This is a genomic window from Streptomyces sp. NPDC007991, assembly GCF_042958445.1.
GTDB lineage: Bacteria > Actinomycetota > Actinomycetes > Streptomycetales > Streptomycetaceae > Streptomyces.
This window is the reverse complement of the sequence record NZ_JBIBJD010000023.1, coordinates 15,786-29,643: the sequence shown is the minus strand read 5'-3', so window position 1 is coordinate 29,643 and position 13,858 is coordinate 15,786. Positions and strand designations below refer to the sequence as shown.

Annotated in this window: 14 protein-coding genes; 10 read left to right on the top strand and 4 right to left on the bottom strand. The window is 70.1% G+C overall.

Annotated elements, in window-relative coordinates; translation table 11 throughout:
- The first annotated feature begins 446 nt into the window (after positions 1-446).
- The 5 genes from ACFZDA_RS40160 to ACFZDA_RS40140 are packed head-to-tail and all read left to right on the top strand — an operon-like array spanning position 447 to position 3,903.
- Positions 447-1,070 (top strand): universal stress protein, encoded by a 624-nt coding sequence (locus tag ACFZDA_RS40160; RefSeq protein ID WP_391091274.1) that lies wholly within the window; start codon positions 447-449, stop codon positions 1,068-1,070.
- The gene (locus ACFZDA_RS40155) at positions 1,067-1,672 is read left to right on the top strand and encodes a hypothetical protein (RefSeq protein WP_391091271.1); all 606 of its coding nucleotides are present in this window, start codon (positions 1,067-1,069) and stop codon (positions 1,670-1,672) included. Before ACFZDA_RS40160 ends, ACFZDA_RS40155 begins: the two co-directional genes overlap by 4 nt.
- Before the next feature lie 40 nt (positions 1,673-1,712).
- Positions 1,713-3,113 (top strand): nicotinate phosphoribosyltransferase, encoded by a 1,401-nt coding sequence (locus ACFZDA_RS40150; RefSeq protein ID WP_391091270.1) that lies wholly within the window; start codon positions 1,713-1,715, stop codon positions 3,111-3,113.
- Between the two features lie 11 nt (positions 3,114-3,124).
- Complete coding sequence (locus ACFZDA_RS40145; protein WP_391091268.1) at positions 3,125-3,409, top strand: dsRBD fold-containing protein; 285 nt, start codon at positions 3,125-3,127, stop codon at positions 3,407-3,409.
- Between the two features lie 35 nt (positions 3,410-3,444).
- The gene (locus tag ACFZDA_RS40140; RefSeq protein ID WP_391091267.1) at positions 3,445-3,903 is read left to right on the top strand and encodes an Hsp20 family protein; all 459 of its coding nucleotides are present in this window, start codon (positions 3,445-3,447) and stop codon (positions 3,901-3,903) included.
- Positions 3,904-3,997: 94 nt separating this feature from the next.
- Here the strand turns inward: ACFZDA_RS40140 and ACFZDA_RS40135 are convergent, their stop codons facing one another.
- Entirely contained in the window at positions 3,998-4,675 is a 678-nt protein-coding gene (locus ACFZDA_RS40135) for a CBS domain-containing protein (protein WP_391091265.1), read from the bottom strand.
- Positions 4,676-4,819: 144 nt separating this feature from the next.
- Here ACFZDA_RS40135 and ACFZDA_RS40130 point away from each other — a divergent pair, with 144 nt between their 5' ends.
- The gene (locus tag ACFZDA_RS40130; protein WP_391091263.1) at positions 4,820-5,743 is read left to right on the top strand and encodes a pyridoxamine 5'-phosphate oxidase family protein; all 924 of its coding nucleotides are present in this window, start codon (positions 4,820-4,822) and stop codon (positions 5,741-5,743) included.
- Positions 5,744-5,808: 65 nt separating this feature from the next.
- Positions 5,809-6,801: an Acg family FMN-binding oxidoreductase gene (locus ACFZDA_RS40125; protein WP_391091262.1), complete on the top strand. Its 993-nt coding sequence runs from the start codon at positions 5,809-5,811 to the stop codon at positions 6,799-6,801.
- Positions 6,802-6,858: 57 nt separating this feature from the next.
- Here the strand turns inward: ACFZDA_RS40125 and ACFZDA_RS40120 are convergent, their stop codons facing one another.
- Entirely contained in the window at positions 6,859-7,536 is a 678-nt protein-coding gene (locus ACFZDA_RS40120; protein ID WP_391091260.1) for a CBS domain-containing protein, read from the bottom strand.
- 24 nt (positions 7,537-7,560) lie between these two features.
- Positions 7,561-7,962 (bottom strand): cyclic nucleotide-binding domain-containing protein, encoded by a 402-nt coding sequence (locus tag ACFZDA_RS40115; protein ID WP_391091371.1) that lies wholly within the window; start codon positions 7,960-7,962, stop codon positions 7,561-7,563.
- A gap of 318 nt (positions 7,963-8,280) precedes the next feature.
- Here ACFZDA_RS40115 and ACFZDA_RS40110 point away from each other — a divergent pair, with 318 nt between their 5' ends.
- The 3 genes from ACFZDA_RS40110 (at position 8,281) to ACFZDA_RS40100 (ending at position 12,385) form a co-directional block, all read left to right on the top strand.
- Entirely contained in the window at positions 8,281-9,156 is an 876-nt protein-coding gene (locus ACFZDA_RS40110) for a universal stress protein (protein ID WP_391091369.1), read from the top strand.
- Between the two features lie 141 nt (positions 9,157-9,297).
- Positions 9,298-9,444: a hypothetical protein gene (locus ACFZDA_RS40105; RefSeq protein WP_391091258.1), complete on the top strand. Its 147-nt coding sequence runs from the start codon at positions 9,298-9,300 to the stop codon at positions 9,442-9,444.
- A gap of 271 nt (positions 9,445-9,715) precedes the next feature.
- On the top strand, positions 9,716-12,385 hold the full coding sequence (locus ACFZDA_RS40100) for an HAD-IC family P-type ATPase (RefSeq protein WP_391091256.1): 2,670 nt from the start codon (positions 9,716-9,718) through the stop codon (positions 12,383-12,385).
- A 155-nt stretch (positions 12,386-12,540) separates the two neighbouring features.
- Here the strand turns inward: ACFZDA_RS40100 and ACFZDA_RS40095 are convergent, their stop codons facing one another.
- Positions 12,541-13,776 (bottom strand): SpoIIE family protein phosphatase, encoded by a 1,236-nt coding sequence (locus tag ACFZDA_RS40095; RefSeq protein ID WP_391091254.1) that lies wholly within the window; start codon positions 13,774-13,776, stop codon positions 12,541-12,543.
- Between the last annotated feature and the right edge of the window lie 82 nt (positions 13,777-13,858).

Here is a 13,858-nt window from a genome sequence, read left to right as displayed (position 1 = left end):
CGTATGCAGTCGTTACGGTGTCCTGATCCAGAGGACGTGGCTGCGAACCGGTCCGCCAGGACCTTCGCGCGACCCGGCATCCGATCCGGGCGGTGGTTCTGTTCATAGGGGCGGGCTCTTCCTCCGGTTTCGCTGCGGACAGAACGACCGGCCGCTCGGCCCGCGCCACGACGGACATGCTCAGCTGGACAGGCCCGGGTGACGTGCCTGGAGGTCCGCTTGCGCGGTGTGGACGAGACGCTGCGCCACCACCGTGACAGCTGCTGGCATGGCAGCGGTCTCCATGACGTACGAGGATGGAAAAGGCGCGGCGGGTCATCTCATTCGAGGAGTACCCCAATCCCCTCCGCGGCGCATGTGGACCGGAAGGCGCCGACGAAGCCGTCCGGCATGGCGTGCCGCTCCACCTCCTGCACGCGGCAGCGCGGGACCACGGAGCGTCGGACGTGATCGACGCCGCCTCGCAACGTGTCAGGGAGGGTGCTCACACGGTGCGGTTGTCGAGCGAAGTGCTGCACGAGGACGCGACCGCCACCTTGGTCGCCAAAGGGCGCAACGCCTTTGCGCTGGTGCTGGGATCCAGGGGGCTCGGTGACCTGGCTGGAATGCTCCTGGGGTCGGCCAGCCTCGTCGTGGCGGCGCGGGCGGACTGTCCGGTCGTCGTGGTGCGCGGCACGGCAGCGCACCGGGAGGGCCCGTTCGGGAGCGTCGTCGTCGGTGTCGAGGAGGGAGAGGGCAGCTGCACGGCCGTGCAGTTCGCGTTCCGTGAGGCCCATGTGCGGCACTTCCGGCTGGTGGCGGTGCACGCCTGGAGCGCACCGTTCGGTGCCTTCACCACGCCACAAGCCCCGTCTCCGTACGCCCTGGAGGCCCATCGGCGTCCGCCGGCGCAGATGTCCCCCGAATATGACCGGACCGGCGGAGACGGACCACGTCGACGATGGGCCCCTGCGGGGCCGGAAGTCGTCCCCGCAGGGACTTTCGGCCCTGTGACCGGAGGCCGGTGCCGTCCCATGGTGGGACAAGTGGTGAAGGAACGGACCAGCGACTTGCTGGAGGCTGAGTCATGAGCGCACAAAATTCGCCGCATGCGTCCGGTCCGCCTCCGCCACGCCAGGCGCAGGCGTCAAAGCGGGCGAACCCCCTCCGACGCCCGTCCGACAAGTTCGAGTCCTGGTTCCTCCGCTTCCTGATGCTGGTCCTCGTCCTCGGCCTGCCGGTGGCCGCACTCAGCGCCGGGTTGACGGTGTACGAGTCGTCGATGCGCACCGTGCAAGCCCAGTCGGCGCAACGGCACGAGGTCGCGGCCCGAGTCATGTCGACCTCCCAGGGCGTCACCACAGAGGGGGAGCAACAGGCGAAGGTCCGCTGGACCGACGACAACGGCACGGTGCGGACGGGGGCGACCCTCGTTGACTCGGGAACGGCCAAGGGCGCCACCGTGCGGGTATGGGTGGACCAGGACGGCGGCCTCTCCAGTCAGCCGATGAGCGAGCTCAACGCGACGACCACCGGCTGGTTCGTGGGCGGTATGGCCGCGATCGGAGTGGGCGTCGGGTTCTACGCGGCGCGGGCAGGCATGTGCCGTGTGCTGGACCGGAGAAGGTACGCACAGTGGGACGCCGAGTGGGACCTGGTCGAGCCCCTGTGGTCCGCGCGCTTCCGCCGGTGACGGGCGGGAAACCCGGACGGGAAGCGAGGAGGCGACACCAATGTCCGACGCGACGACCACCGATCTGTACGAAGTCACGATGGCCATGTCCTACCTCCGGGAGGGAATGACCGGCCCCGCGACGTTCAGCCTCTTCGTTCGCGACCTGCCTCCCGAGCGCGGCTTCCTGGTCGCCGCGGGGCTGGACTCGGCCCTGGACTATCTGTCCGGCCTCCACGTCGGTCCAGAGGACGTCGACGCTTACGCCTCCGCTCTCCACCGCCCGCCCGGAGATCTTGAGCCCCTGCTCGGCCTGGAGTTCACCGGCGACGTGCGGGCGGTCCCGGAGGGACGGATCGTGCTGGCAGGAGAGCCCCTGCTGGAGGTGACCGCGCCTCTCCCGCAAGCTCAGCTGGCCGAAACGTACGTGCTCAACCAGCTGAGCCACCAGACCGCCATCGCCTCGAAGGCCGCGCGGTCCGTCCTCGCGGCGGCGGGGCATCCTGTCGTGGACTTCTCCCTGCGGCGGACCCACGGACCGCAGGCCGGATTCCAGGCCGCCCGCCTCGGCGCGATGGTCGGCTTCGCCGGAACCAGCAACCTGGCCGCGGCCACAGCCCTGGGCATCCCTGCCGTCGGCACGATGGCTCACTCCTTCGTGGAGGCGTTCGCCACGGAGGAAGACGCCTTCCGCGCATTCGCGCGGTCGCACCCCGGGCCGGTGACCTTGCTGGTGGACACCTACGACACCGAGGCGGGCGTCCGCGTCGCCGCGCGTGTCCTGCGAGACCTCGACCACGCCGCCCGCGGGTCCGGCTCGGCCGTACGGCTGGACAGCGGCGACCTCGGGGACCTGGCAGGACGGGCACGCTCCGTCCTCGACGACGCGGGCCTGCCAGACGTACGGATCATCGCCAGCGGTGGTCTCGACGAGTACGCGGTGGACGAACTGGTCCGCTCCGGAGTGCCGATCGACACGTACGCCGTCGGCACACGCGTAGGGGTCTCGGCCGACGCACCGTATCTGGACTCGGCGTACAAGATGGTGGCGTACGACGGACGGCCGGTGATGAAGCTGTCGTCGGCAAAAGTGACGGCGCCCGGCCGCAAGCAGGTGTTCCGCCGTCCTGGATACGCCGACCTGATCGGCCTGGCCGACGAGCAGCCACCCGACGGTGGCAGGCCGTTGCTGGAGACGGTGATGCGGGGCGGGCAGCGCACAGGCACCAGGCCCACGCTGGACGAGTGCCGGGAGAGATTCACGGCGGACCTGGGCCGGCTGCCGTCGGCAGCCCGCAGGATCCGAGCGCCGGTCGCGCCTCGGGCGACGGCCTCCGAGCGGTTGGGTGCACTCGCCGCCCGCGTCCGGCACCACATCGAGGAACAGACGGTGGCGGCTTCCGCATGCTCCTCGGTCCCGGAACGAACCGTGTCCGGACCTCACGGGTCCGTACCGAGGTGAGGAGGAAAGCGATGCACACGACGGAGTGGAAGACTCGACTCCACCTCTTCGAGGACGACGACGGAACCACGAAGGCACGCGTGGTGCTGGACACCGGCACCACGGCACTCACCGGCCACGGGACCGCGCATTGCCACCCCGCGGACGCCAACGTGCCCGAGATCGGCGACGAACTGGCGGCGGGCCGGGCCATGAACGACCTCGCCCAACAACTGCTGAACATCGCCGAGCGTGACATCGAGGGCGTGGGCGCGCCCCGGCCGAGCACCCGTCAGGTCACCGGATGGCCCATGTGACCGCCGGTCGGCACAGCAGTAAAGGAGGATCAGCCATGACACATCCAGCACGACACAGCAGAGGTGGGCTCTCGGAAGCCCTTCATGAGCTGGACGATCTCCGTACCCGGATGGACCAGCTCATGCACGCTGTCTTTCCCGTCGGCGGTTACCCCGAGTTCGGCACGGCCGAGACGTGGGCGCCGCTGGCCGACGTCGTGGACACCGAGGACGCCTACCTGGTGGAACTGGAGCTTCCCGGCGTGGACAAGGACCAGATCACCGTGGAGGTCGCCGAGGGCGAGCTCGACATCCACGGTGAGATCAAGGAGAAGGAACAAACCGGGGTGGTCCGCAGGCATACCCGCCGCATGGGGCAGTTCGACTACCGCACGACTCTGCCGCCGAACTCGGACACCGAGCACATCAGTGCCGACCTGACGAGCGGAGTCCTCACGGTGCGCGTCCCGAAAACCGAGACGGCCAAGGCACACCGCATCGAGATCACCGGCTGACCGGGGCGGGGGCAGCCCTCCGGGCCACGTACCGGGTTCGGCAGGGCAAGTGCCCCTGCCCTCCGCGCGAGGCCGACGGCTCCGACGGCCCCCCTCAGGTGGCAGTGGTGGGGGACCGTCGGGCGTCGTCGGTCCGGTACGCAAGATGCTCGGAGACCGAGACCACCCCGTCGACGCTCCGGCAGAGCCGCTCGATGACGGGGATCACACTCCTGAACTCGACCGAGCCCGTGAGGTCGACTCGCCCGTCATGCACCTCGACCGTCACCTCTGAGGGAGAAAGCCTCATCGTGCGTCGCAGCACATCCTCGGTGATTTCGTCGCGGACGGCGTCGTCACGACGCAGGAAGATCCGCAGCAGGTCCCGACGGCTGACGATGCCCAGCAGTCGGTCCGTCTCGTCCACGACGGGCAGCCGCTTGACGTGCTGGGCCTCCATCAGGCGGGCGGCCTCCACCACGTTCCACTCCGGACGTGCGCACACGGCGGGAGCCGACATCAGTTCCTCGGCCCGGGAGCCCTCGGCCTTGGCCTGCTCCCATGCCGCAAGGTGCGGAACAGGGACCCTGCCCGACGGGTCGGCCCGGTCGGCGCTCTTGCGCAGCAGGTCCGCCTCGGACACCACGCCCACGGGGCGGTCCAGGTCGTCCACCACGGGCACAGCGGTGACGTCGTTGTCCGCCAGCAGCCTGACGATCTCCTTGAACGGCAGGTCACGCCGCGCCTTGACGACGTCTCGGGTCATGAGCTCCGCGACCGTTCGATGGTGCATGTCGCCTCTCCCGTCCGGGTTGTGACCGCTTGGCATCCAGTCGGCTCAGTTCGCCCATGCGGATAGGGGCCGGTTGTCCCATGCGGTGGCGTGTCGCGCGTGGCACGTTGGTTACAACACCATTCTGAGGAGAGGGCGGCGATCATGCGAGCTCACCTCGGCGACCAACTCGTCATCGAAAGTCCGGCGATCGGCGTCACCAGGCGTGACGGCGAGATCGTCGGGCTCCACCACGAGGACGGAACGCCTCCCTACGACGTGCGCTGGTCGGACACGGACGAAGTGACGCTCGTGTTCCCCGGGCCCGACGCACACATCCGGCATGTGGAGCACGGGCAGCCCGGGACCACCCGCGGGTCTTCCCAGCGGGACACGGGTGAGGCGGAGGCCGGGTCCGCGGTCGCTCCGCCGGCCGGGACGCCCAATCCCGGCGACATCGGCCGACGCGTGGCCGTCGAACGCCGTAGGCATGGGCTCAGCCGGGAGGAAACGGCCCGTCGCGCCCGCATCTCGCCGGGCTACCTGGCGTACCTGGAGGAACAGCCGGCCGACCCTACCGTGGCGACTCTCCTCGGTCTGGCCGACGCGTTGGGCACCACCGCCACGGCCCTGCGTGGGGCAGGCGTCGACCTGCCACCCGGTCAGGGTCACGCACTGCTGCATCCGCAGCTGCGGGACCTCGGCCCGGAGGAATGCCGCCGCCTGCTGTCCACGCACGGTGTGGGCCGCATCGCCGTGTCGACGCCCGACGGCCGCCCCGCGGTCGTCCCGGTCAACTACGAGGTCGTGGAGGACGCGATCGTCTTCCGGACCGCGCCCGACTCCGTGCCCGCGGCGGCTGTCGGAACGGAGGTCGCCTTCGAGGTCGACCACGTGGACGAGGCGATGAGCAAGGGCTGGAGTGTGCTCGCAGTCGGCCCCGCGAACGTCGTCACGGAGCCCGACGCGGTACGTGGGCTCGCCCAGCGCGCACACACCGAGCCATGGGCGGGCGGTGCACGCGAGATGTGGGTGTCGATCCGGCCCACGCGCCTCACGGGTCGGCGCATCACCCCGGCCGATCAGTAGGCGCCCACGAGCCGCCGAGAGCGGCCCCGTCTCAGCGGGCCGCCGACTCGCGAGGGGAGGTTCCGTTGAGCCGACGAGCACCAGCCGACGAGCAGGTGACGGCCCTGGCCCACGCCGCTGCCGCCGCCCCGTCGATGCACAACGCGCAGCCCTGGTTCTTCCGCTACTTCCGGCGCAGCCGCACGTTCGAAATCCACGCCGACTTCGAGCGCACCATGCCGCACTCCGACCCCGACACCCGCGGCCTGCACATAGGCTGCGGCGCCGCCCTGCTGAATCTGAGGGTCGCCGTGGCCCACGAGGGTTGGTGTCCGGAAACCCTCCTGCTGCCCGACCCCACCGACCGGACACTGGTCGCGAGCGTGCGGCTGACCGGCTCCGCAACCGACGAGAGCGAACTCGGCGCGCTGTATACCGCGATTCACCAGCGGCACAGCAGCCGTTACCCGTTCGAGGAGAGGGAGATCCCCGATGCCGTGCGGGAGGCTCTCTGCGCATCCGCCCGCGTCGAAGGAGCAGCGCTGACCTTCCCGACCTCATGGCATTTGCGGGAGGTACTGGAACTGGTCCAGGAAGCTGAGGCACGCGACATCACCGACCTCGGCAGCGACCAGGACCTGGCGCGGTGGACGCGTATCGACGCCCCGTCGGTGGGCACCGCCGACGACGGAGTCCCGCACTACGCCTTCGGGCCGCGCAAACGCGGGGGCAAGGCCCCCATACGTGATTTCGCGGGCCCCCGGAAGGTGCCGGGCCGTGACGCCGCGGACTTCGAACGCACTCCTCAGCTGGCCCTCCTCAGTACGAGCCACGACCACCCGGAAGACTGGCTCCGCGCCGGCCAGGCCATGGAACGCGTCCTGCTGCTGGCCACCCTCAAGGGCCTGTCCAGTTCCTTCGCCACCCAGCCCCTCGAATGGACCGACCTGCGCTGGCCGCTGCGCGACCCGGTGTCCGGGACGGGCTACACCCAGATGCTCCTGCGCCTGGGGTACGGCCCCAAAGGACCCGGCACACCGCGCCGCCCGGTGTCGGACGTGCTCGACATCCGGCCCTGACCTGCCATCCAGCCCTGACCCACCAGAGGGGCCGCAGTCAGCCGGCCTCGCACACGGTCACTGAGTGGTCCCGGGCCCGTCCCGACCGGCTGACTCGCCGGTGAGCTCTGGCTCGACGTCCACGACGCCCTCCACGGCGCGCACGAGGCGCACGGCGACCGAGATGAGCGAGGTGTCGCGGATGTGCCCGCGGAGCGTGACGACTCCCTCGTGCACGTTCACGTGGATCGCGTGGCTGAAAGCCGGGAAAAGGTAGGACACCACGGTGCGGCGGACCTCCTCCTCGATCTCCTCGTCCGGCCGCAGGAAGACCTTCAGCAGATCGGCACGGCTGACGATGCCCTGGAGCATGCCGATGTCGTCGACCACGGGCAGCCGCTTGACGTGCCGGACGGCCATGATCCTGGCCGCCTGTGCCAGGGTGGCGTCGGGGTGGACCGTGATCGCGGGGGTGCTCATGAGCTCCTCCGCCGTCACGCCCCCGGCCTTTGCGACGTCGGACAGGCGCCGACGCTGCTCGAAGAGGCTCGGGTCGCTGTCGCGGAACTCCTCCTTGGGCAGCAGGTCAGCCTCGGAGACTACGCCGATGACACGCCCTTCTCCCTCCAGGACCGGCATGGCACTGACCTTCCACTGCTCCATGGTCTGCACGATCTCCTTGAAGGGCGCGTCGCGTCCGACGGCCACGACCGTCTGGGTCATCACATCGCTGACGATGTGCGGGGTCTCAGGCACCGCGATCCTCCTCGTCTCGCCTCGTCAGGGCACCTCGCCGGCACCGTGGGGTGCGTACAGGTCGAGCAGCCGCACCCGAGCGGACCTGAGCCGACCCGCGACCACACCGGCGACGTAGGTCAACAGCGCGTGATCCAGCTCCGGGGCGTTCCCGCACAGCCCACGGACCGCAGCCGCGTCGAACTCGTAAGCGCGTACCGGGCTGGCAGCCTGGGCCCCCAGGTGCCAGTGATGGGGAGGGACCAGCCAGGACCAGCCCAGCAGTTCCCCGGCACCGAGGGTTTCGATGACCGCTGGGCGGCGGCCGGGCACGTGTACGTCGAGGACGACGGTGCCCGTGTGGATGATCCAGAAGCGGTCGGCTTTTGCGCCCTCGTTGAAGATGCGCTCGTCGGTCTCGAACGACACCTCACGAGCGAGGGGCATGAGCTGCTCGCGATGTTCCTTGGTCAGGGCGCCGAAGACGCCGGTCCTGGCAACCACGATCGCCTTCCCTTCACCATGACCTCGAAGCGGAAGCGGACTCGTATCAGGCCGAAGCGACAGCCGTGGCGGCGATGTGAGGAGGAACCCCGTTCTTTATCCGGCCGCATGACTCCACGATCGTCGCAAATGGGCGCAGTGCAACCTGGGCCGCGGGTTCCCCCTGCGGGAGCCGGTCCATGTGTCGCGACGGAACCCATGCGGTGCGACGGTATTGGCAGGGGCTTTCGACAGTGGCCGGGCAGGAAGGTGGTGGTGACCGTGGAGCTCCCGCTGGTCGTGGGTGTCGATGGATCGGATTCCAGCCTGGAGGCCGTGGACTGGGCGGTGGATGAGGCGGCGCGCCTCGGGCTGTTTCTGCGGCTCGTCTACGCCTCTTTGTGGGAGCGGTACGAGGGAGGCCGCCCGTCCTTCAGTACTGACCGCCCGGCCGAAGAGGTCATGGCCCAGCACATCGCCGCGTCCTGCGCGGAACGCGCACGGCTGCGCAACCCAGAGGTGAAGGTCTCCAGCGACGTACTGCCCGACGACGCCGTGTCCGCTCTCCTGCACGCGGCTCATGAATCCTTCGCCCTGGTCACGGGCTCCCGCGGCCGCGGTGAGATTGCCGGGGCCCTGCTGGGATCGGTCAGCCTCACGGTGGCCGCCCGAGCCGTGTGCCCGGTGATCGTGGTGCGCGGCGGGGAGCGGAACCGGCAGGGCTCCTACGGCCGGGTGGTGGTCGGACTCGGCGACTCCACTGAGGGCTCGGCCGCCGTGCGGTTCGCCTTCCGCGAGGCGGAGGCGCGCGGCTGCGCCCTGCACGTCGTACGGGCCTGGCGCCGCCCCGCCCATGAACACGTGGACCATCCCCGGATCGCCGACGATGCCGCCGGTGCCCATGAGGAGCGCGCCTCCGCCCTCCTCACCGACGCGCTGCGCGACGCCGTACGGAATCACCCGCAGGTAGAAGTGCATCGTCAGGCGGTCGAAGGCCCCGCCCACAAGGTCCTCCTGGACGTTTCCCCCGACGCCGACCTGGTGGTCGTGGGGGCGCGGAGGCGCGACGGCCATGCCGGTCTGCAGCTCGGCAGGGTCGCCCACGCCCTGCTGCATCACGCCGAGTGCCCGGTGGCCGTCGTCCCCCAACGGGTCTGACCTGTACCCGAGAGCAGGGCGGGCCTGGCGTACGCCGAGGCGTACTACTTCCATGACGGGGAGGACCACTCGTCGCTGGCGGCCACGGTCGGCTGCGCCGATGCCCTTGCCCGACGCGGGCAGGCAGCCCAGCCGCCGGAGGTGCGACTGGCCGGTGACCTGCTCGCCGGTGCCCTGAAGGACCTCGCCGCCATCCTTGACCAGCGTTTTCTCCACACCGGTGGCACGGTGACGGAAGTCTTCGCCGCGTACGCCGCAGACCACGGGCGCAGCCTCGCGCAGTCCTGACCAACAGGCCCATCCCCGGTCTCGCATCGCCAGGATCGCCCACACGACGAGTGGCTGGCCATGCCGGTCGGCGTCAGCGGTGCCACCCTGACAGCGGACACCGGTATTCGGGGACGGCGGTTCCCTGCATGACGGGAGTTTGGTGAATGGCACACAGCGAACAAGCCGGTCCTGCTGCCGCCGCTCCGGCACGCCCCGGCGTCCTGGCGGCGCGCGACAGTGACCTTCGAGCAGTCCGCGGCGTACGCGCGTACAGAACTCCGTCGGGCGCGTGAGCGAGCAGCGTGGCGACCGGGGTGTCGATGCAGGCACCCACGCACCCCGTACGACATCGTCCGCATCTCCGGCAGTGGGCCTGTCGTCGCGGGAGGCCGCGCGCCGCCTGACGCGTCATGGGCCCAACGCGATCCCGGCGGAGCCGCGCGCCCCCGTATGGCGGCGGGTGCTGCAGCAATTGCGTGACCCGTTGATCCTGGTGCTGTTGGTGGCCGCAGCCTTGACGATCGCCACCGGTGATCTCACCGATGCCGCCGTGATTCTGCTCGTCATCACGGTGAACACCGCGGTCGGCGTCGTACAGGAGGTACGAGCCGAACAGGCGGTGATGGCCCTGTCCGCCATGAGTGCTCCCACCGCCAGAGTCATACGGGACGGAGAGGAACGCTCCCTCCCGGCTGCCGAGGTGGTGCCCGGCGATCTGGTCCTGGTAGCCGAGGGGGACATCGTGCCCGCCGACGGGGACGTACTGTCCGCGGCCTTGCTGCTGGCGGACGAGTCCTCGCTGACGGGGGAGTCCGTCCCGGTGGAGAAGGCCCCCGACAGCGACCCGTCGCACGGCACGGTGTCGGCAGGCACGGTTGTCGTCCGAGGCCACGGACGCGTCGTGATCACCGGCACGGGAGCCGACAGCGCGCTCGGCCGGATCGCAACGCTGATGGGTGCCGCGCCCGGTCCGACCCCGCTGCAGCGCCGGCTGGCGGGATTCGGCCGGGTTCTGGCAGCCGCGATCGTGGCACTGTGCGCCTTGGTTCTGGCTCTCGGGCTGGTGCGCGGACAGCCCGTGGAACTGATGATCGTGGCGGCGATCAGCCTTGCCGTCGCCGCCGTACCGGAGTCCCTGCCCGCCGTCGTCACGCTCGCCCTCGCCCTGGGCGCACGGCGGATGGCGGACCGGCACGCCATCGTCCGCAGGCTGCCCGCGGTGGAGACGCTGGGCTCCGTCACGGTGATTGCCACCGACAAGACCGGCACCCTGACCGAAGGCCGAATGGCCGCCGAACGGCTGTGGACGCCGCGCGGAGAGGCCACGGTCCTGGGCACCGGCTACGAGCCTCAGGGCCGGGTCGTCCGCGACGGGCAGGCGGTCACGGCGAACGACGCACCCGACCTGGCGGCATTGCTGCGTGTCGCGATGCTGTGCAACGACGCTGCGCTGGAGCCGCCGCCGGACGGCTCGGCGGAGTGGCGCGCGCTGGGGGACCCCACCGAGGCCGCGCTGCTCGCGGCAGGGGCCAGGCTGGGGCTGGACCGGGCGGCGCTGGACCGCGAACTGCCGCGCGTGGAGGAGATTCCGTTCGACAGCGGCCGCAAACGCATGACGACCGTCCACCGCCGGCCGAACGGAGCAGTGCGGGTCGCCTGCAAGGGGGCGCCGGAGTCCCTGCTCCGACAGCAAGTCCTGGCCGACGCCCCGGACGTGATCGCCCGGGCGGTGGCTCAGGCGGAGGCACTTGCGCGTGACGGGTACCGGGTGCTCGCCGTCGTGTCGGCCGACCACGAGGAACCGCTGGAACCGCCCGGGACATGGGAGTCGGGCCTTTCGCTGCTCGGCCTCGTCGGCATCCTGGACCCGCCCCGAAACGCGTCGGAGCCGACGATCGCCGCCTGCAAACGGGCGGGTATCGTCGCGGTGCTCATCACCGGCGACCATCCACTGACCGCACGGGCCGTGGCCGACCGCCTCGGCATCTCCTCCCGGGAGGAGGAGGTCACCACCGGGCAACGTATCCGGGAAGGAACGGCGGGCGAGCTGACCGGCGTACGCGTCTACGCCCGGACCACTCCCGAGCAGAAGCTGGACATCGTCGAGGCGTGGCGCGGGGCCGGGCAGGTGGTGGCGATGACGGGGGACGGGGTCAACGACGGCCCGGCCCTGCGCCGTGCCGACATCGGTGTCGCCATGGGGCGGCGGGGCACCGAAGTGGCCCGCCAGGCGGCCGACCTGGTGCTCGCCGACGACAACCCCGCCACCATCGTCTCGGCCGTCGAAGAGGGACGCCGGGTCTACGCGAACGTACGCCGGTTCCTGCTCTACGGGCTCGCCGGCGGCGCCGCGGAGATCCTCGTGATGCTCCTCGGCCCCTTCCTGGGGATGCCGCTGCCGCTGCTGCCCGCACAGATCCTGTGGATCAACCTGCTCACGCACGGCCTGCCCGGGGTCGCGCTCGGCGCGGAACCCGTTGCCCCCGACGCCATGCGCCACCCACCCCGGCCTCCCGAGGAGAGCGTGCTGGGCGCCGGCCTCTGGCCGCGGATCCTGTTCATGGGGACCTTCGTCGCCACCGTGACCCTGGTGGCCGGCGTGTGGGCCAGGGAGACGGGCCGCCCCTGGCAGTCCATGATCTTCCTGGTCCTCGGCGCGACCCAGCTGGGCGTTGCCCTCGGCTCCCGCGCCCGTCCGGGGAGCCTGGCCAACCCGTTCCTGCTGGTTGCCGTGGGTGCGGCCTTGGCACTCCAGGCGGCCGGTGTCTATCTGCCCCCTCTCCGGGACCTGTTGGGCACAGAGCTGCTGTCGCTCGGGGACCTGGCGATCGCCTGCGCGTTGTCCGGTCTCGGCCATGTGGTCATGCGTCTGCAGGCACGGCTGTGGCCGGAGCGGCAGCCGCGCGCCCCCTTGGTGGGCCGTGAGGAGGGTGGCGACGGCGTCGGTAAGGGGTTTTAAGTGCGTGGGACGCGTCCTCGTCACCGGCGAGGCATGCAGCCGCCCCACCCACCACAAGGCTGGCGCCATACGTCTATCGCGATGAGACTTGCGTCAGCGCCCACTACTTCGTGGTCCCCGACCCTCTCCTGCAGTGGCTCTGCTGACCCACAGGGTCATAGGCGGATGATGACGAGAGCGATATCGTCGCTGGCGCCATCAGCGATGCCGAGCCGGTCGAGCAGTGCGTCGGCCAGCAAGTCGGGGGGAAGGGTTTGGTCCTGGGCCAGGGCTGTGGCCAGGCGTTCCAGACCGGCGTCGATGTCCTCGTCGCGGCGTTCGATGAGGCCGTCGGTGTACAGCACGAGGGTGTCTCCGGGGGTGAAGGCGAGGCCGGCCTGAGGGCGGGGAACATGGTGCTCGCGTGCGCCCAGTGGCGGATCCGTGGCCTGGTCCAGCAGTTCGCATGTCCCGTCGGTGTGGAGCAGGATCGGCGGTGGGTGCCCGGCATTGCTGTAGATGATCAGCTTGCTGCGCGTGTCGATGAGTACCTTGACGGCGGTTGCGGCCATCGCGCCGTCCACGGAGCGGGCGTACAGGCCGAGGATCTCCAGGGCCTGGGCCGGGCTGGGGATGGCGCGGGTGACGGCGCTCAGACCGCTGCGAAGCATGCCCATGACGGCTGCTGCGGGAAGACCGTGGCCGACGACGTCTCCGACCGCCACGGCGTAGCGGTCGGGCGGCAGGTCGACGACGTCGTACCAGTCGCCGCACACATTCAATGACGCGGTCGCCGGCAGGTAGCGCACGGCGATGTTGCTGTGCCGGTCCAGGTCGGGGACGGAGAGCATGGCTTCCTGCAGGGCGACGGCGACCTGCTGTTCGCGAGCGTGGGCCTGACGCAGTTCCTGGTTCAGCCGGTCCAGCTCGCGGGCCCGCGCGTACAGTTCAGCTGCCATGCCTTCCGCCTGCTCAGCCAACTCCTCGCTGAGCTGCCGTGCCCGGGGTGAGTGGACGAAGGCCGTGACGTCCTCAACCTGTTGGATAATCCACTTCACCTTGCCGTCCGGTCCGCAGATCGGGGTGTGGATCATGGACCACCAACGCTCCTCGAACCCGTCCGGTTGGTCGGGACGAGGAATGTCGTACCGCTGGAGCACCACGGTTTCCGGCTTCCCGGTGCTCAGAAGCCGGTGCAGGGACGCTTTCAGGGTCTGTTCCGCGTCGTCGCGGATGCCGGGACTTTCCGGCAGGGCGTCGAAGAAGTACTGCCCGATCAACTCGTCCCCGGTCCGGTCGGCGGTCCTCAGACATGCCGGGTTGACGTAGCGAATCACCAGGTCCGTGTCCAGCACCAGGTACGGGCTTGGTGTGGCGTCGAAGAACGCCGTGAAGTCGATGTCTGCTGTCATCACGCGCTCTCCGTTGCTTGCGAGCGCCACTGCATGCCCTGTCAATCTACGAGCGATCCAGTGTCCGTGCTCGCAGGACGAG

Bases quoted from the DNA above. Each gene is read 5' to 3' on its own strand.
- ACFZDA_RS40155 (WP_391091271.1), top strand. From the start codon at position 1,067: ATGAGCGCACAAAATTCGCCGCATGCGTCCGGTCCGCCTCCGCCACGC.
- ACFZDA_RS40150 (WP_391091270.1), top strand. From the start codon at position 1,713: ATGTCCGACGCGACGACCACCGATCTGTACGAAGTCACGATGGCCATG.
- ACFZDA_RS40145 (WP_391091268.1), top strand. From the start codon at position 3,125: ATGCACACGACGGAGTGGAAGACTCGACTCCACCTCTTCGAGGACGAC.
- ACFZDA_RS40140 (WP_391091267.1), top strand. From the start codon at position 3,445: ATGACACATCCAGCACGACACAGCAGAGGTGGGCTCTCGGAAGCCCTT.
- ACFZDA_RS40135 (WP_391091265.1), bottom strand. From the start codon at position 4,675: ATGCACCATCGAACGGTCGCGGAGCTCATGACCCGAGACGTCGTCAAG.
- ACFZDA_RS40130 (WP_391091263.1), top strand. From the start codon at position 4,820: ATGCGAGCTCACCTCGGCGACCAACTCGTCATCGAAAGTCCGGCGATC.
- ACFZDA_RS40115 (WP_391091371.1), bottom strand. From the start codon at position 7,962: ATGCCCCTCGCTCGTGAGGTGTCGTTCGAGACCGACGAGCGCATCTTC.
- ACFZDA_RS40095 (WP_391091254.1), bottom strand. From the start codon at position 13,776: ATGACAGCAGACATCGACTTCACGGCGTTCTTCGACGCCACACCAAGC.